Annotated in this window: 14 protein-coding genes; all 14 read right to left on the bottom strand. The window is 46.4% G+C overall.

Features of this window, described 5'->3' with window-relative positions; all coding sequences use genetic code 11:
• Window positions 1–6 precede the first annotated feature (6 nt).
• A complete protein-coding gene (locus tag MCG98_RS10560; protein ID WP_275891408.1) occupies window positions 7–1455 on the bottom strand; it encodes a GntR family transcriptional regulator in 1449 nt (482 codons plus the stop codon).
• Window positions 1456–1542: 87 nt separating this feature from the next.
• Window positions 1543–3600, bottom strand: coding sequence for a diguanylate cyclase (locus MCG98_RS10555; RefSeq protein WP_240301945.1), 2058 nt, complete (start codon window positions 3598–3600; stop codon window positions 1543–1545).
• Window positions 3597–3968, bottom strand: a complete 372-nt coding sequence (locus MCG98_RS10550) for an Hpt domain-containing protein (RefSeq protein ID WP_240301944.1) — start codon at window positions 3966–3968, stop codon at window positions 3597–3599. The genes MCG98_RS10555 and MCG98_RS10550 overlap by 4 nt, the downstream gene beginning before the upstream one ends.
• Window positions 3969–4133: 165 nt before the next feature.
• The gene (locus MCG98_RS10545) at window positions 4134–7037 is read right to left on the bottom strand and encodes an ATP-binding protein (protein WP_240301943.1); all 2904 of its coding nucleotides are present in this window, start codon (window positions 7035–7037) and stop codon (window positions 4134–4136) included.
• Between the two features lie 19 nt (window positions 7038–7056).
• Window positions 7057–8364 carry an extracellular solute-binding protein gene (locus tag MCG98_RS10540; RefSeq protein ID WP_240301942.1) on the bottom strand — a complete coding sequence of 436 codons (1308 nt, stop codon included), beginning with the start codon at window positions 8362–8364 and terminating at the stop codon, window positions 7057–7059.
• A gap of 498 nt (window positions 8365–8862) precedes the next feature.
• Entirely contained in the window at window positions 8863–9807 is a 945-nt protein-coding gene (gene tsf / locus MCG98_RS10535; protein ID WP_345891719.1) for a translation elongation factor Ts, read from the bottom strand.
• A 31-nt stretch (window positions 9808–9838) separates the two neighbouring features.
• Entirely contained in the window at window positions 9839–10570 is a 732-nt protein-coding gene (gene rpsB, locus MCG98_RS10530) for a 30S ribosomal protein S2 (RefSeq protein ID WP_240301940.1), read from the bottom strand.
• Between the two features lie 180 nt (window positions 10571–10750).
• Window positions 10751–12655, bottom strand: a complete 1905-nt coding sequence (locus MCG98_RS10525; protein ID WP_240301939.1) for a tetratricopeptide repeat protein — start codon at window positions 12653–12655, stop codon at window positions 10751–10753.
• A gap of 22 nt (window positions 12656–12677) precedes the next feature.
• On the bottom strand, window positions 12678–13409 hold the full coding sequence (locus MCG98_RS10520) for a YARHG domain-containing protein (protein ID WP_240301938.1): 732 nt from the start codon (window positions 13407–13409) through the stop codon (window positions 12678–12680).
• Window positions 13410–13429: 20 nt separating this feature from the next.
• A complete protein-coding gene (gene add / locus MCG98_RS10515) occupies window positions 13430–14422 on the bottom strand; it encodes an adenosine deaminase (protein ID WP_240301937.1) in 993 nt (330 codons plus the stop codon).
• A 110-nt stretch (window positions 14423–14532) separates the two neighbouring features.
• Window positions 14533–16026: a glutamate synthase subunit beta gene (locus tag MCG98_RS10510; RefSeq protein ID WP_240301936.1), complete on the bottom strand. Its 1494-nt coding sequence runs from the start codon at window positions 16024–16026 to the stop codon at window positions 14533–14535.
• A gap of 11 nt (window positions 16027–16037) precedes the next feature.
• Window positions 16038–20588 carry a glutamate synthase large subunit gene (gene gltB, locus MCG98_RS10505; RefSeq protein ID WP_240301935.1) on the bottom strand — a complete coding sequence of 1517 codons (4551 nt, stop codon included), beginning with the start codon at window positions 20586–20588 and terminating at the stop codon, window positions 16038–16040.
• A 260-nt stretch (window positions 20589–20848) separates the two neighbouring features.
• Window positions 20849–22423 carry an HAD hydrolase-like protein gene (locus MCG98_RS18950; protein WP_345891644.1) on the bottom strand — a complete coding sequence of 525 codons (1575 nt, stop codon included), beginning with the start codon at window positions 22421–22423 and terminating at the stop codon, window positions 20849–20851.
• Window positions 22424–22443: 20 nt separating this feature from the next.
• On the bottom strand, window positions 22444–24555 hold the full coding sequence (locus MCG98_RS10490; RefSeq protein ID WP_240301934.1) for an N-acetylmuramoyl-L-alanine amidase: 2112 nt from the start codon (window positions 24553–24555) through the stop codon (window positions 22444–22446).
• Window positions 24556–24603: the final 48 nt, after the last annotated feature.

The following is a 24603-nucleotide window of genomic DNA, read 5'->3' as shown; positions in this document are numbered from 1 at the left end:
CATTGGCTATTTCCACAATGCGCTGCCATCGTAGACCTCCATTGCCGCCTCATAGTACCCCAGCCTCTTACATTCCTGAATAACAACGCGGTAGATGTATTGAAATATCCGGGATGACTTCCTGGAAAATGCCTCATGGTTCCCTTGGGAAAGAATGTCCAGTGCTTCTACACATTGTGTGTGGATCTGGATACTCTCTTCTGTTTTAACCGTGTCAACCATAGCCGGGATGCTTCGGCCAATCCGGAGATTTCTTTGGAGGAGTGTGTAGATCGTATTCAATCCTTCTATTTCTATATGCTCTGTTATAATCCCCAGGAGTATAGAGGGACTGCGGCCATACAGGTAATCAACATTCCAAAGATAATCTGTTTTGTCTTTTGCCGCCTCTATTTCTTCCGGTGTAATGTGGGGAGCTGCGCAGACGGCCGCCCCTTCTATGGTGAGTGCAAGTAATTCCATGCTATCAAGGTAACGGCGGACATGATGCGCGATCAAATGGGGAGGGATCTGTATTTTCTTCATCTCAGACAGGTCCATCTCCACATAAATACCACTTCCACGAATCGTTTTTACAACGCCCCATTCCTGCATGATCTTTATGGCCTTGCTGGTGGTGTCCACACTGACATTGTATAATTTCTGAAGTTCTCTGTGTGTGGGGAGCTTGTCACCCGGCTGGAAACGCCCTACCGCGATAAGGCCCAGAAGGTCCATATATACAGCCGAATATCTCATTTCAGCCCCTTCTAACAATTTTTCCAGTTGTTTTTTCCCAAGGATGAGCGTGGAATCAGGAGGAACATCAATTAAAAACTCTTTTCCATATGAAAATCCGTATAAACCAGAGAGGTCGTCAAAATAAGCGTTTTCAGGAGGCTGCCCAGATTCAAGAATACGCATGAAGTCATCCAGCTGTTCATATAGCACCGTCCTGATCTCCATGGTATCCACTGCTGGCTTCAATTCCTCAAGTCCCAGACTGTCCACTGCGCATAAACATAATTGGTTTTCATTCCGGGCAACGAAAAATCTCACAAACCGTTTGGTCTGCCTCCAAAATTCTACTGCGTTTTCTACTTTAACATTGTCCAAAATTTTGCGCGGTATTTTCAAGTCTTCCTGCCGGCACAGATTCAGCCCGCTTTTAATGATCGGATAAGATAAGAGCACACCTGTTTTCAACAGATCGTTGGTGATCTCGGCATTGATTTTCTTCACCGCAAGCCTTGTAGCAAAATGTCCCCAATCCTGATTTTGACTTACCACCGGCCGCTTCCTCTGTTGTGTCTGAATCAGTCCCGTTTTCTCCAACATTGCCAGTGCATGCCGGATTGTTTTCTCTGATGTATTAAATTCCCTTTGCAAATTGATCCGTGATGGGAGACTTGAACCTGCCGGTAATAATCCGCATTCAATTTTATTTTTGAGTATCTGGAAAACCCTCTCATACATTAAACAATCGTACTTCAATCTAATTTTCCCCTTTCTTCTGATAACGGTTTAGGAAGCCCAACAGGTAACCTGGCAGCAAAACAATGCTCACCGTTCCCCCGGGCTTGATTCTGTATGATGCTGCAATAGGATCGTTCTCATGGAACTATTATAAAAATGGTACTGGTTCCTTCCGGCTTGTTTACTTGCATACAATGCCTGGTCCGCATGGTGAAATAAATCTTCGTATGTAATACCGTTTTCAGGAGCTAAAGAAATGCCAACACTGATTGACACTTCAAGCCCTTCATAGGACCCTGAAACCGTATGAAAAACACGGTCAGCCAGTTCTGTAATATCTCCCTCATATTCCATATATACTAGAAATTCGTCACCGCCGATACGGGCAACGATATCCGAATTTCGCACACTGCTTTCCAAATGTGAAGCCACTGTTTTCAGCATCTTATCTCCATAAAGGTGTCCGTACCGGTCATTCACGTTTTTAAAGATATCCAGATCTACGATCATCATGGAGGCCTTTTTCTTTTTTAAATCCAGGAGTCTCTGTTCAATTTGTCTGCATGCATAATTCCTGCCAAGAAGTCCTGTCAGATCATCATGCTGGGCTTGTAAGGTCAGTTTATCCAGTGTGTTCTGTTCTTCCTCATTATCGGTAAACTTACCAATGACCTTTGTGGGAGAAGCATCTTCCTCCATTCCCCAGATAGGACGGGCCACTACTTTATACCATCGCTGTTCTCCTTTGAGCGTCAGATGGTATACCTTACTCACGACGGGATTTTCAGGTGTGGCTTGCATCAGATGGGTATGCAGATCCCAGAAGTCCTCTTCGGAAAACACCCGTAACAGATCAGGATCCTTTTGTGGATGCTGAATGCTTTCCCGTATGCCTGCCTGGGCGGCCCCCCATTCCGTAATGATCAGCGTATCCGATTCATAACTATGCTCAAAATGAATCTCCCTGGTCAGAGAGGCATAAAACTGATATTTCGTCCGCTCCTGTTCCAGTAAATCCAGTGTCCTGTCGGAAACATCATTATTATGCAGCCCCATATAGGTCAATTCGTGGATTTTATCTTGTGCTATCTTACCCGCCGAGCGAACCTTAACCTCACTTTTCAGATGAGCCTCCACCGCTTTTAATGCCTCCAGCAGTATGGGATTGAATACGCCGCATTCACCGCCAAAAATCATTTCTAAGGCCTGATTATGGGAGTAAGCCAGCTTATACACTCGTTCACTGGTCAAGGCATCATATACATCTGCCAAAGCGACAACCTGTGCGGCAATTGGGATCTCATCACCCTTTAATCCATCCGGATATCCCTGTCCATCGTACCGTTCATGGTGCCAGCGGCAGATGTCTCTTGCCACCCGTACCAGTTCTTCATCCTGATAATAAGTAAGGTCTTCAAGCATCCGCGCACCGATCAGGCTGTGGGGCTTTATGATCTCAAATTCTTCCGGTGTCAGTTTCCCTGGCTTATTTAGTATTTTTTCAGGGACTGAGATTTTCCCAATGTCATGCAGGGAAGACGCATTTATGATAACCGCAATTTTTGCCGGCGTCAATTGATATTGCCGGGATGTTTTTCGCAGATGTTTCAGCAATAGTTCTGTAATGGTCCTGATATGCAGCACATGAAGTCCGCTTTCACCGTTACGAAATTCCACGATATGGCTGAGGATCTCCACCATGACCACGTTGTTCTTCTCCTTTTCTAAAATCTGCTCTGTGACAATGTTTTCCAGATATTTCTGTTTGGTATAGAGTTTCACGATATTTTCAATACGGTGGCGCACGATCATTTTCTGGAACGGACGGCTGATATACTCCGCAGCCCCCAGGTTATAGGCATGATCAATATAAGACGCCGCAGTTTCTGAGGAGACGATGATCACCGGTATTTTTTTTAGAAACCCGTCACGGTTCATAAATGTCAGCACCTCGAAGCCATCCAGTTTAGGCATAATGATATCCAGCAGGACCAGAGCAATATCAGAGTGCTGTTTCAGACAGGCCATTGCTTCTTCACCATCAGAAGCTTCCAGCACCTCGTAGTCCGGCGCCAAAATATCCGATAGGATAGCCCGGTTGATCTCCGAATCATCCGCAATGAGGATCTTTGTATTCTTTTTCATCGTATACCGCCTCCTGAAGTAAGAATCAATTCAGAAAAAGTTGTATACATATCCTGGTATGCATGGCCTAATCCCACAAGGGATGGCTGAATATCATCATTCTGCTGTCTGCTGCGCAGGGCTTCCGCTAGTACGCTTGCACTTTTCGCCAAAGGTGGAAGGCACATATTCAGGGCAATACCCTTTAAAGTGTGTGCCCCGCGAAAAGCGGTATCGTAATCCTGCCGATCCAATGCTGTACAGATATCTGTATAACTTGAATCTTTCAGTAAAATACCAATCAGCCTTAAAAGCATACGCTCTCCAAACTGGTAAGTCATATCATCATAATTTCCACCCAGTCTTTCATAGGCTTCTTTAACTGTCATAAAATCCCCTTTCACACAGCACATTGAGCAATTTAGATCAACTTCATGTGTATAACAAAAATTACTCTCAATATTACTTGGTTCCTAATCCAAATTATTAAAAGATAATTCACCTATAAAATTCCCGGTTTATAGAGTCTCCCTAACCCATTCCCTATGTTATCATCACAATAATTCCCTGAGCACATGATATACTTCATCCATCATTATAGGTTTACCCAGATGCGCATTCATTCCCGCCAATTTGGAAGCGCGTTTATCTTCTGCAAAAACATTGGCAGACATGGCAATGATAGGAATATCTTTTGCCTGCCTGTGCTCTGATGCGCGGATTCTTCTTGTTGCCTCATAGCCATCCATGACCGGCATCTGAATATCCATAAAAACTGCATCATAATATCCAGCTTCTTTGGAGAGAAAAGCCTCAAGGCCAGCTTTCCCATCCTCTGCGTCTTCTACCACCGCCCCTGAAAGTCCAAAGAATTCCGTGGCGATCTCACGGTTCAGCTCGTTGTCTTCCACCAGTAAGAACCGTCGTCCTTTCATGATATCCTGAAGTGATCCATCCGCATCATCTGGAGCCGGTTCATCAAATAAAATGGACAGATTTTTACACAGAGTGCTTTTTAAGATCGGTTTCTGAAGGATAAGATCCACTTCCCGCTCTGCCATGTTGAATTTTTCTGCCGGATCATCCGAATTTAAAAGCATGACAAGCTTGCCACAGACTGTGCCATCCGATATAATCAAAAAACGATTCTCCCTGGCATATTCCGTCATCCCGCCAATGATGATCAAATCATAAGAATCTTTTTCAGAAACCATCGACAGCATATCCTCTTGGGTAGCTGCAATATCTACTGCCATTCCAAACTCTGTCAGATAGCTGTTAAGCAGTGTAAGATCCTCTTCAGAATCATCCGCCACCAATGCATGCAGTCTTTTAAGTACCCTGTCGTTCTCCCCTTCCTCCTTTTCATCTTTCTGAAGCTGAAGCTCCAGTTCTACCGTAAATGTCGTTCCTTTCCCTAACTCACTTTCCACGGCGATCTGCCCGCCCATAGCCTCTACGATATTTTTTGCGATGGCCAGCCCTAAACCTGATCCTTCCGTATGATGAACATTTCTTGTGTCTTCACGTTCAAAAGGCAGAAAGATACTGGAGAGAAATTCAGGTGCAATACCAGAACCGGTATCTGAAATCTGGAAACGGTATATGGCATAGCCTGAGCGCTTCTGGGAAAGTTCTTCAATGAAGACCGTAATCTTTCCTTTGGGGGGTGTGAATTTTACAGCATTAGAGATCAGGTTAAAGATGACCTGATTCATCCGAAGCATATCTCCAATCAGATACTCGTGCCGTATATTCTTAGTCTCTACTGCAAATATCTGCCCTTTGCTTTTGCATTGTGGCTGAACGATGGCGGCTGCACCCTCTATAAGCTCAGAGAGTGAGAAATCTTCAACTGTCATAGTCATTTTTCCACTTTCAATCTTGGACATATCCAATACATCATTGATCAGGTTCAGCAGATGCCGGGATGACAGCTCAATTTTGTGCAGACAGTTATAAACTTTTGACTTGTCCTCCATATGAATCTTAGCAAGCTTGGTCATTCCCACAATGGCATTCATTGGTGTACGGATATCATGAGACATATTTGAAAGGAACTGGCTCTTCCCTGCATTCGCCTGTTCAGCCGCGGCCACAGCAGCAGAAAGTTTCTCTCTGATCTGACGCTCCTGTGTATGGTCCGTCACCGCATAGATGCATTTCGGCTGCCCGCCCAATGTCACCGGATGGACCGTTATCTCTAACCACATCTGTCTTCCAAGCACATCATTGTACAAAGAGCGTTCCCATGTGAACTTTGATTTTGGTGGTTCCATCCAAAGAAAATCTGAGATCGCATGTTGAAACTCACCCATTGATGACTCTTCGGGTTCATTGAAGCTTTGTGCAGGAATACCCAGTATTTCCTGCGCATTATCAAATACATATTCTACCTTCTTGGTTTTGGGTTCCACAATAAAAATGACAGTATCGATGTTCTGTGATATTGCCTGGTAGGTGTTTTGTATGTATATTTCATAATCTCTCCGTTTCTTATTTCGATAGTAAATGGCTGTAACTGCCAGAACAAGCACTACAGCTACAGCGAGCAGTAAAATTACTGCCATTCTTATCGTCAACATAACAATTACCGTTCCATCCTGCTCTACCATATCCAGCGGGATCACTGTCACAAAGTACCAGCCTTCTTTTTCTTCCAGTGGAATAAAATATAAAAACTGCTCGTCACCTTCAAAGGTGAAAGTTGCATTTCCTTTTTCGCCGGTTTTGAGCGCTTCCATAAATGCAGAGATATCTTTCTGGTCATTTTCTCCATTATTGTTCAAAACATTCCGGAAGTTTTCGTATATCTGCAAATAGCTGAAACGCAAAGAAGACAATATAACTTCCCCCTCTTTCCCCAGCACATAGCTATAGCCTTCATCATTATAAGTCCCGCTTCCATAAGTATTCTGCAGCAGCTCCACAGGATAAGATTCATACAGGCCCCCTATCATCTTTCCCTCACGTTTAATAGGCGTATAAAAAAGGATCTGCTTTCTCCCCTTCTCCCCGATAAAAGGGTCTGACATACCTGATTCCCCCCGCAGGGCAGCCGCAAATAATTCTTCCGTCTGCCCTGGCGGAAGAAGGTCATTCCCCGGGCCCGAGCTCCACCCATTGCCTTGTAGATCGAAAATCCACATACAGGACGCCTGATGCGTCTCCTGGTATTCTGTTATGATATCACTTAATGAAAAAATATCCTCATACATCCCAATGCTGCCAGCCATAAATTCTAAAGCCACCTGCTCAGAGCGAAGACGCTCATCCAGATTCTGCGCTTTACTGGCTGTCAGTTCGCTGATATTATTTACCGTGGTACTCCTCACTAATTTTTTAATTGAACTCACATATGTTAAATTGATCAGAGTGGTTACCATGACTATTACGATGAGGATCAGGCTGACTGCAAGAGCCATCATTTTTGTGGCCCCTGCTTTTTTTTCCTTCATAAAAAGTCCTCCTTATCCCTCAATTATCATACTGTGCGATCTGCTCTATCTGTATCCTGTCATATTCCTCTGCTGCTTCCCCTGCGGTGTATCCGTCAAACATTTTAATGCTTAGTTCTCTCACGGTATCCCAATAAGTGAACTGCAGCTGCATATCCTCTATTGGTACCTGCCCGCCCTTGATAAATGTCTCATAGGCCGGACGCATCTTCTCGTTTTGTAATGTATATTCCGCATCAACATAAATAGGCAAGACCCCATTCCCACTGGAAGACACTTCTTTATATTTATTACTGGTAATATAATTCACAAAGTCCACGGTTTCGGCCAGGTTTTTACTGTCCGCATTAATAGACAGCCTTGTCAAAGCCGCGGGAAGGGTTACCGTTCCATCCGTGACTGGTACTCCCTGAACCACACAATTGATATCTGGATTTATTTCTTCCGCCGCAGAAAGCGAATCCAGATGTCCAAAATAGAAAGCAGTCTTTCCACTGACAAAATCGGGCAGATCCTGGTCCCCGGCTTTCATTGTTTCAACAGAAGCCGCATTCAAGCCGTCACCATACCATCCCTCCTGAATAAATTCCTCGACAACCTCGAATCCGTCCTGCATGTAATCACCGATCTTAAGCTCTCCGCTGTTCAGATTGCTTCTGATATCCTGCAGATTTTCTGCACCGTATATCTTTGACAGACCGTTTGCCAGCGCAGGCACTGTCAGAGCGTACCAACGGTTAAGGCTCAGGGGGGTTCCTCCTGCCGCCTTAATGGTGCTGCAACAGTTCCTGAATTCCTCTAAATTTTGCGGTGTCTGGAGATTGTACTGATTCAGTACGTCCAGATTAACGAACAGACAATAGGCTGTCATGCTCACCGGAAGACAATAGGCAGTATCTTTAATCATAGCCTGCTCTTTTGTAGATTCATTCAATTGCTGAAAAGCTGAAAACTCAGACATGTCATAAAAATAGCCTTTATGATACAGCGTCTTAACCATATCTGCATTTACGATAAAAACGTCATCACCCTCTCCCGCATCCAACCGCTGTTCCAGATATTCATTATAACCATCTCCCGTAGATATCCCTTCATAAACAACACGAACCCCTTTGTTTAATCTGTTGTATTGGTCAATCAATTCCCGATAGTACAGAGCACTAGAGCCTGCATCCATAGGAGCAAAAAAACGTAACACTTTTTCCTGTGCGGTATGACCGTCCTCTGCCAGGACAACATTTTCAGAGTCATTGCTGCAACCGCTCACTCCTGCAATACAAAGGCACACAGCTATGTAAATTGCAGGCAGACACCTGTTCCGGCTCATATTATACACCCCTTCATCTTTCGCAACTGGGTATCTTTAAAATCTTGGTACCTCATCAGTAAACTAATTTTAATTATACCATTTTAATTCGTATTATTCAATAAATTTAATCCTTGATTTTCTTATAACCTAATCAAACTGCTTCCTTGTTGACAGGCCCAATAACTTTGCTACACCACTTCCTTCGTCCATACCATTACTGATACCGACTTGTGGTTCGCTACACTTGGTGGTAAAAACCCATGGCTGGACTTTTAACCAACCAGATTAGTGCCATGCTCGGCACACACATAAAAGAGGGTGTCCCAAAACTATGAATCTATCATTCATAGTTTTGGAACACCCTCTTTTTGTATCTGTTAATGCGTAAATCTCTAAATTTCCGTTACACACTTTTATAGTGTAACAAATGTTTTGGTTCATTTAAACTATTTAAGACCATATTCACCTTGTGTAAATACAGGATTTTACGGACCCTTTCGGGGAGATTGCGGAAACCTAGTTGCTTCCCATCTGCTTAGCAACTTCAGCTGCGAAATCTTCTTCTTTTTTCTCGATTCCTTCGCCTGTCTCGAAACGTACAAAACCTTTGATGGTGATGTTGGCACCATTGGCCTTTGCAACTTCCTCAACATACTTGCCTACAGACTGTTTTCCGTCCTCAGCTTTTACATATACCTGATCAAGCAGGCAGATTTCTTTCATTTCTTTGTTGATACGTCCGTTTACCATTCCCTGGATAACTTTTTCCGGTTTCTGGGATTCTTTCGGATCGTTCATGATCTGAGCGAGCAGAATCTCTTTCTCGTGAGCAATATACTCCTCACTGATCTCAGAACTGTTAGTGTACTGCGGTTTCAGAGCCGCAACCTGCATGGCAATGTTTTTTGCCATCTCTTTCACTGCATCATTTACGACATCTGTCACAACATCAACCAGAACACCGATTTTTCCGCCCATATGTGTGTAAGCAGAAACCATACCATTTTCCTCGGTAACCTGTGCAAAACGGCGGATGTTCATGTTTTCGCCGATTGTTGCGATCTGATGAGCAAGCGCTTCTGAAACAGTCTGTGTTGTCTCGAATTTCCATGGCTCTGCCAGAAATGCTTCGATATCTGCTGCCGTTGTATCCATCGCCTGATCAGCAACCTGAGCTACGTATGCCTGGAATTTTTCATTCTTTGCAACGAAGTCCGTCTCTGCATTAACTTCTACAGCAACTGCTTTCTTGCTGTCATCAGAAACTTTTAACATAACGATACCTTCTGCCGCAATTCTTCCTGCTTTTTTCTGGGCAGTAGCAAGTCCTTTTTCTCTCAAGAACTCCATTGCTTTATCCATATCGCCTTCTGTTTCTGTAAGAGCTTTCTTACAGTCCATCATACCAGCGCCGCTGATCTCTCTTAATTCTTTAACCATTGCTGCTGTAATAGCCATTATGATTTCCCTCCTGATTGACTTATCGTATTGATTACTCTGCTGCTGCTTCAGTTTCTTCTGCGAATTCCTCTTCGCTGGCTTCACCCTGTTTGGCTTCGATAACAGCATCTGCCATTTTTGCAACAATCAGTTTTACTGCACGGATTGCATCATCATTGCCCGGAATTACGTAGTCCAGTTCTTCCGGATCACAGTTTGTATCACAGATACCAATCAGCGGAATACCCAGTGTATGTGCTTCCTGAACGCAGATTCTCTCTTTTTTCGGGTCTACGATGAAGATCGCATCCGGAACTTTTTTCATTTCTTTAATACCGCCCAGGTTTTTCTGAAGTTTGGACAGTTCTTTTTTCAGTTCGATTACTTCTTTCTTAGGAAGAACATCAAATGTCCCGTCTTCCTGCATTCCTTCGATTTCTTTCAGTCTTCTGATTCTGCTCTGGATCGTTTTGAAGTTAGTCAGCATACCACCCAGCCATCTCTCATTTACATAGAACATTCCACAGCGCTCTGATTCCGCTTTGATCGCATCCTGAGCCTGTTTTTTCGTTCCAACGAACAGAATTGTTCCGCCGTCAGCAACGATATCAGAAACTGCTTTATATGCATCGTCAACCATTCCGACTGATTTCTGAAGGTCAATGATATAGATACCGTTTCTTTCTGTGTAGATGTACTCCGCCATTTTCGGGTTCCATCTTCTTGTCTGATGTCCAAAGTGAACACCTGCTTCTAAAAGTTGTTTCATTGAAATTACGCCCATGATATTATCTCCTTTTTTCGGTTTTTCTTCCGCATGCTTCGACGTTTCCTTGAGACCCGAGGGCTTCGGGCACCTTCAAGATACCCACATGCGTGTTTTTTGCGACCTTTGCATTATAGCATGGATAAACCGGTTTTTTCAAGCACTAATTGCTTAAAAATCCCGTTATTTTACAATTTTTCAGGGATTTTCGGCAGGCGTAAGCACAACTTCCTGACTTCCGGCAGCAAAAGGTCCCAGCCAATAGAGCTGAGCGCGCAGTACAACCCCCTCCTCTGTCCGGTAATACCCGACCTCACTGAACTCGTCCGATACCTGGCACTGTGTCCCTTCAAAATAAAGTTCGGGGTGAACTTTCATATCCTCATTGAACGCATTGTTTACCATATTGACTGCCGAAGCATGGTCCGTGTTCAAAAGTTCTTCCAGCGTATATACATGATCACTGGCGAGATCGATCGTCATACCGTACTCATTATACATGCCGTGTGCTCCTCCCGAATAGTACCAGTCCGTAAAATGCATGGAAACATATGCTCCATTCTGAAATGTAACTTCCACATCACGGGACACGCTGGCATTTTCAATTCCCTCTTCCTGCATGTCTTTCAGATATGACTTCAATTCCGACGCGCTGTCCTGAAAATACGTATTCCACGCATCTGCCGACGGAGAGGAAGGTGAGAATACCGGATACCAGATATCCTGGCTGCCGTCAAGTGTTTTTACCTGCATGGAATACTCCTGCTCACTGTCTTCTTCCTGCCTTTTCCTATAATCTGTAAACTTCACCGTGGCGCCGCTGAGTTGTTCGCCCGTTTCTGCCGCGTACAGTGCCTCTGCCTGCTCGCCCGTAATGTTTGACGTCTTATCCGTTCTCAGTATCTTTCTCAGACTGATATCCTGATCCATCGCCGGATATTGGTATCCGATGCCGTCTATGTCAAGACCGGCTTCTTCCACCTCTGCGATAAAATTCAACACATACTGCCGGCCTTCTTCGGGACCGCTGTAGTTTTTGTCCAGTCTCAGACATGCATCAGCCACGTCGTCAGACCCGGCTATTTTCATATCCTCTCCAACCCGCTGAAAAGTCTGATCATGGTACTGCACCCTGCCCATACTCCAGAATGAACCATCTGCAAAATACGTCGCCCTCCCGCCGCTCTCATAGAATATCACTGTATCCTTTTCATATTCTTTTGAAAAAAAGTCGATGCGAATGGGAAAACAGATGCTGTCCAGAGAGTGATATTCCATATCGATCAGATACTCTGCCGCTTTCGTCCAGCTTCCGTCTGTCTCCTGTTCAAGCATATTCAACCAGTAGCCCTGGTTAGAATACTGTGAAGAATTTGTTCCTATTATAATAGCAAGGATTTCATCCTGTCCGTCCCTGTCGTAGTCAAACAGATCTGCACTCAGGATTCCAGCATCTGTAATATAAGAACATTCGATACCCTGTTCTGTTTTTTCATACCACATTTCATACGTGCGGTCTGCCAGGTAAGGAAGACTCAGAACCTGCTGCGCTGTTGCCACAGCATCTGCGGCGGCATCTTCTCCATTTTCAGTCTGCTCCCTGCCCGCATTTTCCCCGGAATCCTGTCTGATATACGCTTCTTCTATTACGGTCAGCTGTTCCTGAAGAATCTGTACATTTTCTTCTTTTACCGCCTCAATCCCCTGATTCAGCACTTCCACCGCCAGATTGTATTCTTCAGTCTCTATATAGACTGCAGCAAGCCGGATGTATGGCCTTGGATGCCCGGGACTGATCGTGATCGCCTTTCGGTAACTGCTTTCCGCCTTTTCGTAATTCTTCTCATCCAGATACTGATCCCCCAGAGTGATCTCCTCCTGATATTCTTTCTCATCAGAAATATGAACCCAGAAAATCCCACCCAGAACCATAATCAGCAAAATGATCCCTGTGATAATAAGTATAAGCAGCCTGTTTCTGCCGGCATCGCGCTCAGAGGGAACAGGGGTCTGCTGAACCGGTGCTCCCGCAAGCCTGTTGCCACAGTTTTCACAGAATGCATGGCTGTCATCGTTGTATGCACCGCATCTTCCACAATACATGGCTCACCCTCCGCCTCAGACATTAATTGTAGCCTTCGGAAGCCTCATAATCTGAAATCAGCTTCGCATTTTTCAACTCCGTCTTGCTCAAATATGTATTGTCATCAAAATTCTCCGCCGGTATACTCGGTACATACCAGCTTTTCCCCCGGAAATAAGAATCCAGTTCGGAATCGTTGAACATTCTTCCGTGTCTTGCATAGATTTCATTTCGGGCAACTCTCAGTTCCCACTCACTCAGCCCCGACAGATCAGAACTGCCAAGCTGCCGGCTGCTGCTGTCCGGAATCACATAGTCTCCGCCTGTTGAATAACCTGGTTCCTGTGCAGGTACGGGAGTTGGAGCCGGAGTCGCTGTCGGTACAGGCGCCGGGGTTACGACTGGTTCCTGTACAGCTGGCTGCTCTGTCGGATCAGGTGTTACAGTGACATCCGGCACTTCGGCAGGCTCCACTGTATCATCTTCATCATCTTGCTCAGGCGTCTGGCTCTGCTCTGTTTTTTTAGTCTCTGCGTATCGCTCTTCTTCTCTGTTGAGACTGACCAGCGTCGCGACACCCCAGATAATACCGATGACCAGCAGTACTGCGACAACTCCCAACAATATATAGAGCGCTTTTTCTTTCCCGTCAGTCTCCGGCTTTTTGCGCGGCGGCTGATACTGCTGCGTGTTATCGTCCGTCAGTTTTCTTCCGCATCCCGGACAGTATATATCTCCAGGCTCCAGCCTGCTTCCACATTTTTCACAAAACATTTGATTTCCCTCCTCATGTGTTATCGCCAGTCGAATGCTTCAATTCTCTGCCGCAGCTTCTCTTTGACTGTGTCTGAGGCAAATGCATAGGCAGCGCTGTTCAATAACAGCTGCTTTTCTTCTATGGCGGATAACCCACAATGTTCCCGCATAAGCAGCATTTCTTTCGTCAGCGTCGTGTCACTCACCGTACGGTTATCCGTATTTACTGTCAATGCAATGCCTGCATTCAGCAGCCTGCGAAATGGATACTGTTCGATACTCCCCGCCGCTTTTGTCTGAAGATTGCTGGTCGGGCAAAGCTCCAGGCAAACCTTTTTATTTACACATTCCTGCATAGCCCTGGCGTCTTTTGCAACTGCGAGCCCGTGCCCTATGCGCATCGCTCCCATGGCCAGCGCATCCAGTACATTCATGACACTCCCGCACTCACCGGCATGGATCGTAAATGGTATGCCATGCCTTCCCGCTTCATAATAAAAGCGGCTGTGTGCGCCGGTCGGATACTGTTTCTCATCACCCGCTATATCGAACCCGACAAGACCTTTCCCATGGAACTCCAGAAGATCGTGCAACATCTGTATGTTGTCTTCCACGTTATGGTGTCTCATCGCGCATACGATGACCCCAGCTTCAATCCCGGTCTCACGCCTTGCATCATTCATACCCGATATGACCGCATCGACCACCTGTCTGCTGCTCAGACCCTGCCGGGTATGCAGAAGCGGTGCAAAACGAATTTCCATATAGATAACATTTTCCTTCACAGCCTCACAGATTGTATCATTGGCGGCTTCTCTCAGGTTCTCCTGTGTCTGCAGGCAGGCGACCGGCAGATCAAAATACGTCAGATACTCTGCCAGGTCCTGACATTCAGCAGGTGCCCGCAGCACCTCTTTTATGTCATTCTTTCTCTTAGGTATTTTTAACCCGCTGCGGTTCGCCAGCTTTTGTACCGTTATAAGCGGAAGAGACCCATCCAGATGGCAGTGCAGATCGATCTTCGGTGTCATAATATCCCTCCCTCAAAGTTAAATATTCACGGATTTATTATAACATTTCCAGAAAACAAAAACAACGCCGGACAGGCCCAATCCGGACCTGCGGCGCTGTTTTTTTAGTTTTACTGAATGGGAAGATTTGTATAGCCCATCAGACTCTCATCCACTGCTCTGGCAGCTTCCCTTCCCTCGCGGATTGCCCAGACTACCAGAGACTGGCCTCTGTGCATATCACCTGCCGTAAACACATTTGGAATATTTGTCGCATACCCCTTCTCTTCAGTCGCAACATTGGTCCGTCCGTTTACAGCTACTTTAAATGCGTCTGTCACATATTTCTGTGATCCCAGAAACCCCGCGGCAATCAGCACGATGTCTGCATCAATCGTCTGTTCTGTTCCATCAACCGGTACCATCACCATACGTCCCGTTTTCTCATCCTTTTGACTTTCCAGTTTCACAATCTTTGCCTGACAGAGTTCTCCCTTTTTATTCTTAATAAACTCGGTCACCGTCGTCTGATAGACCCGGGGATCCCTGCCAAATACCGCGATAGCTTCCTCCTGACCGTAGTCTGTCTTGCAGACTCTCGGCCACTCGGGCCATGGATTATTCTCCGCTCTCTGGTCGGGAGCCTTGGGCATCATTTCGATCTGCACGACACTGGATGCTCCAAGTCGGATCGACGTACCGGTACAGTCATTCCCGGTGTCACCACCTCCGATAACCACTACTTTTTTCCCTTTTACATCAATAAATCGTTTATCCTGAAAATCGGAGTCAAGAAGACTCTTCGTCACGGATGTCAGAAAGTCCACTGCGAAATAGATTCCTTTGGCATCTCTGCCCGGAACGCTGATATCGCGCGGATTTGACGCACCGCAGCAAAGCACGGTGCGGTCAAATTCCCTCATCAGCTTCTCCGCCTTATAGTTTTTCCCAACATCCGTATTCGTCACAAATGTGATGCCTTCCTCTTCCATGATTTTAATCTTCCGGTCAATCACGTGTTTTTCCAGCTTCATATTCGGGATTCCGTAGCGGAGAAGTCCGCCGATACGGTCACTCCTCTCAAACACGGTCACCGAGTGTCCCCGCTTATTCAGCTGGTCAGCTGCCGCGAGACCTGAAGGACCGCTGCCGATCACTGCTACTTTTTTCCCTGTCCGGGTGCGGGGCGGTTCTGCCTTTGCATATCCCATCTCATAGGCATGCTCGATAACGGCAAATTCATTTTCTTTAGTGGATACTGGTTCCCCGTTCAGATTGCAAGTGCACGCCGCCTCGCAGAGTGCCGGACATACCCGTGATGTAAACTCCGGAAAGTTGCTCGTCTTTTTCAGGCGTCTGTACGCCTCTTCCCAGTTTCCGAGATATATCAGGTCATTCCATTCCGGGATCAGATTGTGCAGGGGACAGCCCGACGCCATCCCGCCTAGCATCATGCCGGACTGACAGAACGGCACACCGCAGGCCATGCATCTCGCCCCCTGCAGCTGCTGTTCTTTCAGAGGAAGATGGACTTTAAATTCCCGGAAATGCCTGATCCTGGATTTTGGCTTTTCAGAGACACTGACTTCTCTCTCATATTCTAAAAATCCTGTTGCTTTTCCCATTATTCTCCCTCCTATCCTCTCGTAGTCGCATAAAATGCTTCAATCTGCGCCTGGTTTGAGCTCAAACCTTTTTCTTCCATCTGTACCACCGCATTCAGCATCTTCTGATAATCGTGTGGGATGATTTTCTTAAACTTCGGAAGATAATCTTTGAAGTTCTCCAGAATCAGTTTTCCTTTGACGGAGTTCGTACTTGCCACATGCTCCTGAATCATTTCTTTGAGTTCCTGAACATCATATTTGGAACTGATACGTTCGATGGATACCATGGACTTGTTGATCTTTGTATACAGATCATTATTATCATCGAGGACATATGCCACGCCCCCGCTCATTCCGGCTGCAAAGTTCTTTCCGATCTGTCCCAGGACAACCACGCGGCCGCCCGTCATGTATTCGCATCCGTGATCACCGACGCCTTCCACCACCGCAACAGCTCCTGAATTGCGGACACAGAAACGTTCTCCTGCTACGCCGTTTATAAATGCCTTTCCGCTGGTTGCCCCGTAAAGTGCAACGTTTCCGATGATGATATTTTCGTCCTGCTTAAACTTTACTCCCGTCGGCGGATAGACGATCAGTTTTCCTCCGGAAAGTCCCTTTCCAAAATAATCATTGCTGTCCCCGACAAGCTCCAGCGTCAGTCCCTTTGGAATAAACGCTCCGAAGCTCTGTCCTCCGGCACCGCTGCATTTTACGATATACGTATCATCTTTCAGATTTTCTCCGAACTTCCTGGTGATCTCTGAGCCGAGGATCGTCCCGAATGTGCGGTTTGTATTGGTAACATCCACCTCGATACTCCTCGGCTGTCCGCTCTCGATCGCCGATCCAAGTTTTTTCAGAAGGATTCTCTCATCAGCCGTTTTCTCCAGTTCAAAATCATATATCTGCTTCGGATCAAACGTCACTTTATCCCCCGCCTTCGCATACGGATTATTTAATACACGCGACAGATCCACTTTGGATGCCTTGATTCCGTCATACTCCTGTTTCATTCGAAGGAAATCACTTCTTCCGATGAGTTCATCTACTGTTCTGACCCCGAATTCTGCCATGTATTCTCTCAGTTCCTCTGCAATGAAGCGCATAAAATTAATGACATATTCCGGTTTTCCCCTGAACCGTTTCCTGAGTTCCGGGTTCTGCGTCGCCACACCCACCGGACAGGTATCCAGATTACAGACACGCATCATGACACATCCCATAGTCACAAGCGGCGCCGTCGCAAAACCAAATTCTTCGGCACCCAGCATGGCTGCAATCGCCACGTCACGGCCGCTCATCAGTTTGCCGTCCGTTTCTATGCGCACTTTATTGCGCAGACCGTTCATGATCAGGGTCTGATGTGTTTCAGACAGTCCCAGTTCCCATGGAAGACCTGCATTGTGAATGGAACTTCGCGGAGCCGCACCGGTTCCTCCGTCATACCCAGAGATCAGTATGACCTGTGCACCGGCTTTTGCAACACCTGCCGCTACGGTTCCCACTCCCGCTTCTGACACCAACTTCACCGAAATCCTTGCATTCTTATTCGCATTTTTACAGTCATAGATCAACTGTGCAAGGTCCTCGATGGAATAGATATCATGATGGGGCGGCGGAGAGATCAGACTGACGCCCGGTGTTGAATGCCTTGTTTTTGCAATCCAGGGATATACTTTTCCGCCCGGCAGATGTCCGCCTTCTCCCGGCTTTGCGCCCTGTGCCATCTTTATCTGTATCTCCTGTGCACTTACCAGGTATCTGGAAGTAACACCGAATCGTCCGGATGCCACCTGTTTGATCGCTGAGCATTTGTTCAGTCCGTCCTTACCGACAGTCAGACGGTCATAGTCCTCTCCGCCCTCTCCGCTGTTGGATTTTCCATGCAGCGTATTCATGGCGATCGCCAATGTCTCATGTGCCTCCTTGGAAATAGAGCCATAAGACATCGCACCCGTCTTAAACCGTGTCACGATCGAATCCACGCTTTCGACTTCCGCGATCGGAACTCCCTGTTTTGGAAAATTAAATGTCAGCAGATCTCTCAGCGTCCCTTCCCGGTGCTCCGAATTTACAAGTGATGTATACTCTTTAAACATTCCATAATCACCGCGTTTCGTTGACTCCTGAAGCAGATGGATTGTCTGCGGATTGTACAGATGTTTTTCTCCCCCGCTTCTCATCTTATGGCGTCCGACACTGTTCAGTGTCAGATCTGTTTCCAGACCCAGTGGATCGAATGCAGCCGAATGCAATTCATCGTTCTCTCGCGCAATGTCCTCCAGCGTGATCCCGCCAATCCGGCTGACAGTATTCGTAAAGTATTCATCGATCACGCTCTTATCAATACCAATTGCCTCAAAGATCTGTGCTCCCTGATATGACTGAATGGTCGAGATTCCCATCTTGGACGCAATCTTTACGATCCCATGGAGAACCGCATCGTTGTAATCACTGACAGCTGCATAATAGTCTTTGTCGAGCATACCGCTGTCAATGAGCTGTCCGATCGTATCCTGTGCCAGATACGGGTTGACCGCACATGCACCGTATCCGAGCAGCGTGGCAAAATGATGTACTTCACGCGGCTCTGCGGATTCCAGTATCATTGCCAGCGAAGTTCTTTTCTTTGTTTTTACCAGATGCTGATGTACCGCAGACACCGCAAGCAGCGAAGGGATGGCAGCATGGTTTTCATCCACTCCGCGGTCAGACAGTATCAGGATGTTGGCGCCATCCCGGTGAGCACGGTCAACCTCTACAAACAGGCGGTCCAGCGCTTTTTTCAGATCGGTGTTTTTGTAATACAGGATCGGTACGATCTGAACCTTAAAATTCCCGGCGTTCATGTTCTTAATCTTCATCAGATCCGTATTCGTCAGGATCGGATTATTCACCTGAAGCACTTTGCAGTTATCCGGTTTTTCTTCCAGCAGATTACCGTCCTCGCCGACGTATACCGTCGTTGAGGTCACGATTTCTTCCCTTATCGCATCGATCGGCGGATTCGTCACCTGGGCAAACATCTGTTTAAAATAGTTGAACAGTGGCTGATGGCCCTGATCCAGAACCGGAATCGGGGAATCAATGCCCATGGCGCCGATACCTTCACTCCCATTTTTAGCCATATTTAAAATTGATGTCCGGTACTCTTCATACGTGTACCCGAAGGCCTTCAGAAGCCGTGCCCGTTCCTCCTCCTTGTAGCTCTCCACCCGTTTATTAGGAATTTTCAACTCCTTTAAAGTGATCAGGTTACTGTCCAGCCATTCTCCATAAGGCTGCCTGGAAGCATAGTATTCTTTCAACTCATCATCGGATACCACCTTCCCGTTTACCGTATCAACCATCAGCATTTTACCGGGGTGCAGACGCTCCTTTTGCACAACCTGGGATGCCGGGATATCCAGGACACCAACCTCGGATGACAGGATCATATATCCGTCATCTGTGATATAATACCTGGACGGACGCAATCCGTTGCGGTCAAGTACTGCCCCCATGATATCACCGTCTGTAAACAGTATCGATGCCGGACCGTCCCACGGCTCCATCATCGTCGCATAGTAATGATAAAAATCCTTTTTATCCTGTGTCATCGTCCGGTTATTCTGCCATGGCTCCGGAATCAGGATCATCACTGCCAGCGGAAGCGGCATACCGCTCATCACCAGAAATTCCAGTGTATTGTCCAGCATCGCGGAATCAGAGCCTTCCGAATTGATCACCGGAAGCACCTTGTGCAGTTCATGCTGCAGTGCCCCGTTATCCATTGTCTCCTCACGGGCAAGCATCTTATCTGCGTTACCGCGGATGGTATTGATTTCTCCGTTATGTACGATGACACGGTAGGGGTGCGCCCTCTCCCAGCTTGGATTTGTATTGGTACTGAAACGGGAATGTACCATGGCGATCGCTGATTCATAATCAGGATTCTGCAGATCCTCGAAGAACGTCCTCAGCTGTCCGACCAGAAACATACCCTTGTAGGCAATCGTGCGGCTCGACAGGGATGACACGTACGTATTATCATTGCTCTGTTCAAAAATTCTCCGTACGATATATAATTTGCGGTCGAACTCCAGGCCTTTCTCCACGTATTCCGGGCGTTCAACAAATCCCTGCATAATGCACGGCATGCATTCCAGCGCTTTATGCCCTAAAACTTTCGGCACTGTCGGTACCATTCTCCAGCCGAGAAACTTCATCCCCTCTTTTTCCACGATGATCTCAAACATCTTTTTCGCCTGGTTGCGTTTCAGTTCATCCTGCGGGAAGAAAAACATTCCGATTCCGTAATCTCTTTCTGAACGTAAAAAGATGCCGATGGAATGACAGGCTTTTGAGAAGAATCTGTGCGATATCTGCAGCAGAATTCCTACTCCGTCTCCTGTTTTTCCTTCGGCATCTTTGCCCGCTCTGTGTTCCAGATTTTCAACAATTTTTAATGCATTCTCCACGGTTTTATGCGTTTTCACACCGTGAATGTTCACCACCGCTCCGATTCCACAGTTGTCATGCTCGAATCTGGCATCATACAAACCATGGCCGGACTGATTTTCCATCATCCGTTGCATAGCCATCTCTCCTTTTCGTATTTGTTCTATGGAGTTATTACTAATGATGTATTAGGTTTTCACTGTAAGTACTATACTACATTTTTTTTCTCCTGTAAATAAAAACTTTCTATAAATTTTCAGTCTATTCATCAACTCTTTATCTTCTTTCCTTTTTTCTGATTTTTCATGCCGATAACATTGTATTTTGATTTATTCAGATACAATTAAAGCTCAAACCCCAGATTTTCCATAAGGTTTGAGCTTTATATTCTTTGCCGTCACGCCCTCTTTTTGTTATTGCTGATTTTTTTCCCTCCCAACAGACAGACACCGGAGAACAGTGCAAGGATTACGAATATCCCCAGTAAAATACTGTATGCCATCACATTAGTCGCCGCCAGCGCATTCACCAGACTTTTTCCGAGCAGGGACCAAAGATTTGCCGCCGCGTGTGCGGTTATGACTACTTTTAAGGAATTTGTTCTGACCATCAGCATCGCAAATGCAAAGCCCAGCAGTCCTGCATAGACAAACTGTATCATATTTTCATGGTAGATGCCAAACAACAGTCCGGATATCAGTACTGCCCATCCATTCCCAGTATAATCCTGCAGTCGTTTGAACACAAGTCCACGGAACAGTATCTCTTCCACAACAGGTGCCAGAAACCCGACTGTTATACAAAGTACTATGATGCTCTGTCCATCAAAGATAGCTGACTGCAGTTGGGGATACGCCGGAAACAGGTCCGCAAGCCCGCTGTAATTGATCAGATCGTTTAAAACCTGGCTTGCAGTGACCGCAAACAGAACCGTCATCGCATACGTACCGCTGTGAACCTGCCTGTGATTATTTTCTTTTTTCCCTATGATTCCCCGAATCCTGAACCTCTTGTCTTTCTGATACAACAGCATCATCGGAAAAATCGCCAGAAGTGCAGCAATTCCATTCAGCAGCACAGTGTGCTGCATGAGAAGCGCCTGCATCTCCTCGACTGTGGAGGCTGCATTTTTCATGGTATACCAGCTGTAAAGAATAACAGCTCCCGCCTGTGCGACTACAAAGGTAATCAGATAATAAAGCCCCATGGGATAGACGACCTGCCATATCTTTTTCAGCAGACTGTCATTGCGCGGTACCGCAGTATATTGATGTGTCTCCCCCTGTGTATCAGGTAATGTTTCCTCTTTCCCTGCATTCCTGTACCGTTCTGACAGAATCTTCAGATCTTCCACTGTATCCGCCACGTATACTGCCCCTGCAAGTTCCAGCTCATGTGGGCTTCCATATCCGTATCCGGCACCGATGCACTGCACGCCGCATTTGAGCGCACCTTCGACATCGTAAAAACGGTCGCCTACCATCAGCACGTCCTCCCGTTTGTCGGTCATGCCCAGCCTCAGCAGTGCCTCCTCGATCACCTCATCCTTTTCCGTTCTGGTACCATCCATATTGGCACCTGCCACCACATCAAAATACGTGTCGATGTGAAAATGCTCCAATATCTTGTTTACATAGATTTCTGGTTTTGAGGATGCCACACCCAATATTTTTTTCTCCTCCCGGAGCATCTTCAGGACTTCCTCGATCCCTTCATACGGTTTGTTTTCATACATTCCGATCTTGGCATACCTCTCCCGGTAAACTGCCACCGCGATTTCTGCCTGCCTCTCCGGCATATGATACGCCTTCATGAACTGTTCCTGAAGCGGGGGACCTACAAAATGTTTCAGTTTTTCCAGGTCGGGTTCATCGATTCCAAAGTGCCGGAGTGCATACTGTACGCACTTCGTGATCCCCTCTGCCGAGTCTGTCAAAGTTCCATCCAGGTCAAACAATATTATCTGTGACATACACTAACCTTCCTTTACTCCTACGAAAAATAACGGTCAATACCGTTTGCCATTCCCTTAACCATCTTATCCTGATAAGAGCTCTTGGCCATATTCAGATCCTCAGACCGGTTGCTCATGAATCCCATCTCAACGATAGTGACCGGAATCGTACTCCAGTTGATGCCACTCATATTATCAACATACAGAACACCTCTGTTCTTCGCACCGGTCTCTTCACAGAAGCTGTCAATGACTTTTTGGGAAAGATTCTGAGAAGCCTTGATATTGCTGCCGGTCAGATAGCGGTTTGAACCGGAAGGTGCCATCGTCAGAGCACCGTATACACTGCTGTTTTCATCACCATTTGCATGGACTCTTACAAGAATATCAGCTCCCGCATTTGCCGCCATTTTCGCCCGCTCTGAATTACTGATATTGACATCATGGGTTGTCCTCACCATATAAACATCATAACCGCGTTTTTCTAATTCTGTCTGCAGTTTCTTTGCCACAGTCAGATTCAGCTCATATTCATTCAGTCCCGACCAGTTACCATATGTTCCCGATGAAACTTTCGCTTTTCTCTCAGCAGCTCCCGGTCCGATGGGCTCCGTCTCAGAATTCCCTCTTCTCTGGTGACCGGCATCGATCGCCACTTTGAACCGCTTCATGTCTGGAATATATGCTCCGCTCGAATTAAAATAACAATATGTTCCATCAATCTCATGCCACCCTGTCAGCATTTCACCTTTGACTCCATAAGCTCCTGTACGCTTCAGAAAATACCGTTTGCCTCCGATCGTCCGCCAGCCCGTATACAGCTTTCCACGCTCTCCGGCCCCTCCGCCTGCCTGGAAATAATACCATTTACCATTCATAAGCATCCAGCCGGTATTCAGCTTTCCGATATTTCCATTGCCATTTCCTTTCTGGAAATAATAAACTTTGTCGTTCATCGTTCGCCAGCCCGTGTACATCTGGCCTTTTTGACCGGCTATCCCCCCTATTTGAAAATAATAGGTGTTTTCTCCGATCGTCCGCCAGCCCGTATACAGCTTTCCGCGTTCTCCGCTCCCTCCGCCTGCCTGGAAATAATATCTTTTGCCGTTCAGCAGCTTCCAGCCAGTATTCAGCTTTCCTATGTTTCCATCACCATTTCCCATCTGAAAGTAATAGACATTGCCATTCATTGTCCGCCAGCCCGTATACAGCTGACCTTTTTGACCGGCTTCCCCTCCCATTTGGAAATAATAGGTGTTTTCTCTGAGTGTTTTCCAGCCTGTATACAGCTTTCCACGCTCTCCGTTCCCTCCGCCTATCTGGAAATAGTACCGTCTGCCGTTCATCAGTCTCCAGCCCGTATTCAGCTTTCCTATGTTTCCATCGCCATTTCCCATCTGGAAGTAATAGACTCTGTTGTTCATCGTCCGCCAGCCCGTATACAGTCTGCCTCGCTCTCCGAGATTTCCACCCATCTGAAGGTAATATGTATTTTTTCCAATTGTTTGCCAGCCGGTCAGCATCTTTCCGATATCAGATCCTGACTCCTCAAAATAATATCTCCTGTAGGACATATTCATCCAGCCTGTATGCATCTTGCCCTCAGCCGGTCCTGACTCCTCAAAATAGTATATATCGCCGGCTATGTCCTGCCACCCGGTCAGCATCGCACCTCTCACGCCCGGCTCCCCCGTCTCCGTCAGGTAATAGGTACCGCTCGTGAGTGTAATCCAGCCTGTTTCAAGCCATCCATCCGCACCAAAATAATACCAGTTTTCACCGATTTCTTTCCATCCCTCAGGGTAACTGCCATCTGCATTCTGATATCTGATCTTTCCGTCAGTATCTTTTTGCCAGCCTGCTTTCGCCTTTGCAGACATTATATCCTGCGTCTCACCGGATATCCCTGAATCCTCTGCAGGTTCGGCCTCTTCATATTCGGGAACCTCTTCCGGCTCCGCTGCCGTCTCCGCCGACAGCGGCTCCTTATTATCCTCAGTCTCCGGAAGCACTGGTTCTTCCTGTGACCGTTCATCATTCTCACCCTGCTCCCACACTGTCTGAGTATCATCTTGCGCACCGTATACCTGTTCCAAAACGGTAAAAAATGCCATCCACAAAACCAGGACAGTTGCCAGAAATCGTCTCATAATTCCCTCCTTTATTTTATATCCCTGAACATGTCAACTACTTTTTAT

The sequence above is a fragment of the Ruminococcus sp. OA3 genome (genome assembly GCF_022440845.1).
Classification (GTDB): domain Bacteria; phylum Bacillota; class Clostridia; order Lachnospirales; family Lachnospiraceae; genus Ruminococcus_G.
This window is presented reverse-complemented; position numbering and strand designations above follow the sequence as displayed.

What these genes read in the sequence shown, in the direction of transcription:
- MCG98_RS10560 (WP_275891408.1), bottom strand. Translation starts at nt 1,455, where the DNA reads ATGTATGAGAGGGTTTTCCAGATACTCAAAAATAAAATTGAATGCGGA.
- MCG98_RS10555 (WP_240301945.1), bottom strand. Translation starts at nt 3,600, where the DNA reads ATGAAAAAGAATACAAAGATCCTCATTGCGGATGATTCGGAGATCAAC.
- MCG98_RS10550 (WP_240301944.1), bottom strand. Translation starts at nt 3,968, where the DNA reads ATGACAGTTAAAGAAGCCTATGAAAGACTGGGTGGAAATTATGATGAT.
- MCG98_RS10545 (WP_240301943.1), bottom strand. Translation starts at nt 7,037, where the DNA reads ATGAAGGAAAAAAAAGCAGGGGCCACAAAAATGATGGCTCTTGCAGTC.
- MCG98_RS10540 (WP_240301942.1), bottom strand. Translation starts at nt 8,364, where the DNA reads ATGAGCCGGAACAGGTGTCTGCCTGCAATTTACATAGCTGTGTGCCTT.
- rpsB (WP_240301940.1), bottom strand. Translation starts at nt 10,570, where the DNA reads ATGGGCGTAATTTCAATGAAACAACTTTTAGAAGCAGGTGTTCACTTT.
- MCG98_RS10525 (WP_240301939.1), bottom strand. Translation starts at nt 12,655, where the DNA reads ATGTATTGTGGAAGATGCGGTGCATACAACGATGACAGCCATGCATTC.
- MCG98_RS10520 (WP_240301938.1), bottom strand. Translation starts at nt 13,409, where the DNA reads ATGTTTTGTGAAAAATGTGGAAGCAGGCTGGAGCCTGGAGATATATAC.
- add (WP_240301937.1), bottom strand. Translation starts at nt 14,422, where the DNA reads ATGACACCGAAGATCGATCTGCACTGCCATCTGGATGGGTCTCTTCCG.
- MCG98_RS10510 (WP_240301936.1), bottom strand. Translation starts at nt 16,026, where the DNA reads ATGGGAAAAGCAACAGGATTTTTAGAATATGAGAGAGAAGTCAGTGTC.
- gltB (WP_240301935.1), bottom strand. Translation starts at nt 20,588, where the DNA reads ATGCAACGGATGATGGAAAATCAGTCCGGCCATGGTTTGTATGATGCC.
- MCG98_RS18950 (WP_345891644.1), bottom strand. Translation starts at nt 22,423, where the DNA reads ATGTCACAGATAATATTGTTTGACCTGGATGGAACTTTGACAGACTCG.
- MCG98_RS10490 (WP_240301934.1), bottom strand. Translation starts at nt 24,555, where the DNA reads ATGAGACGATTTCTGGCAACTGTCCTGGTTTTGTGGATGGCATTTTTT.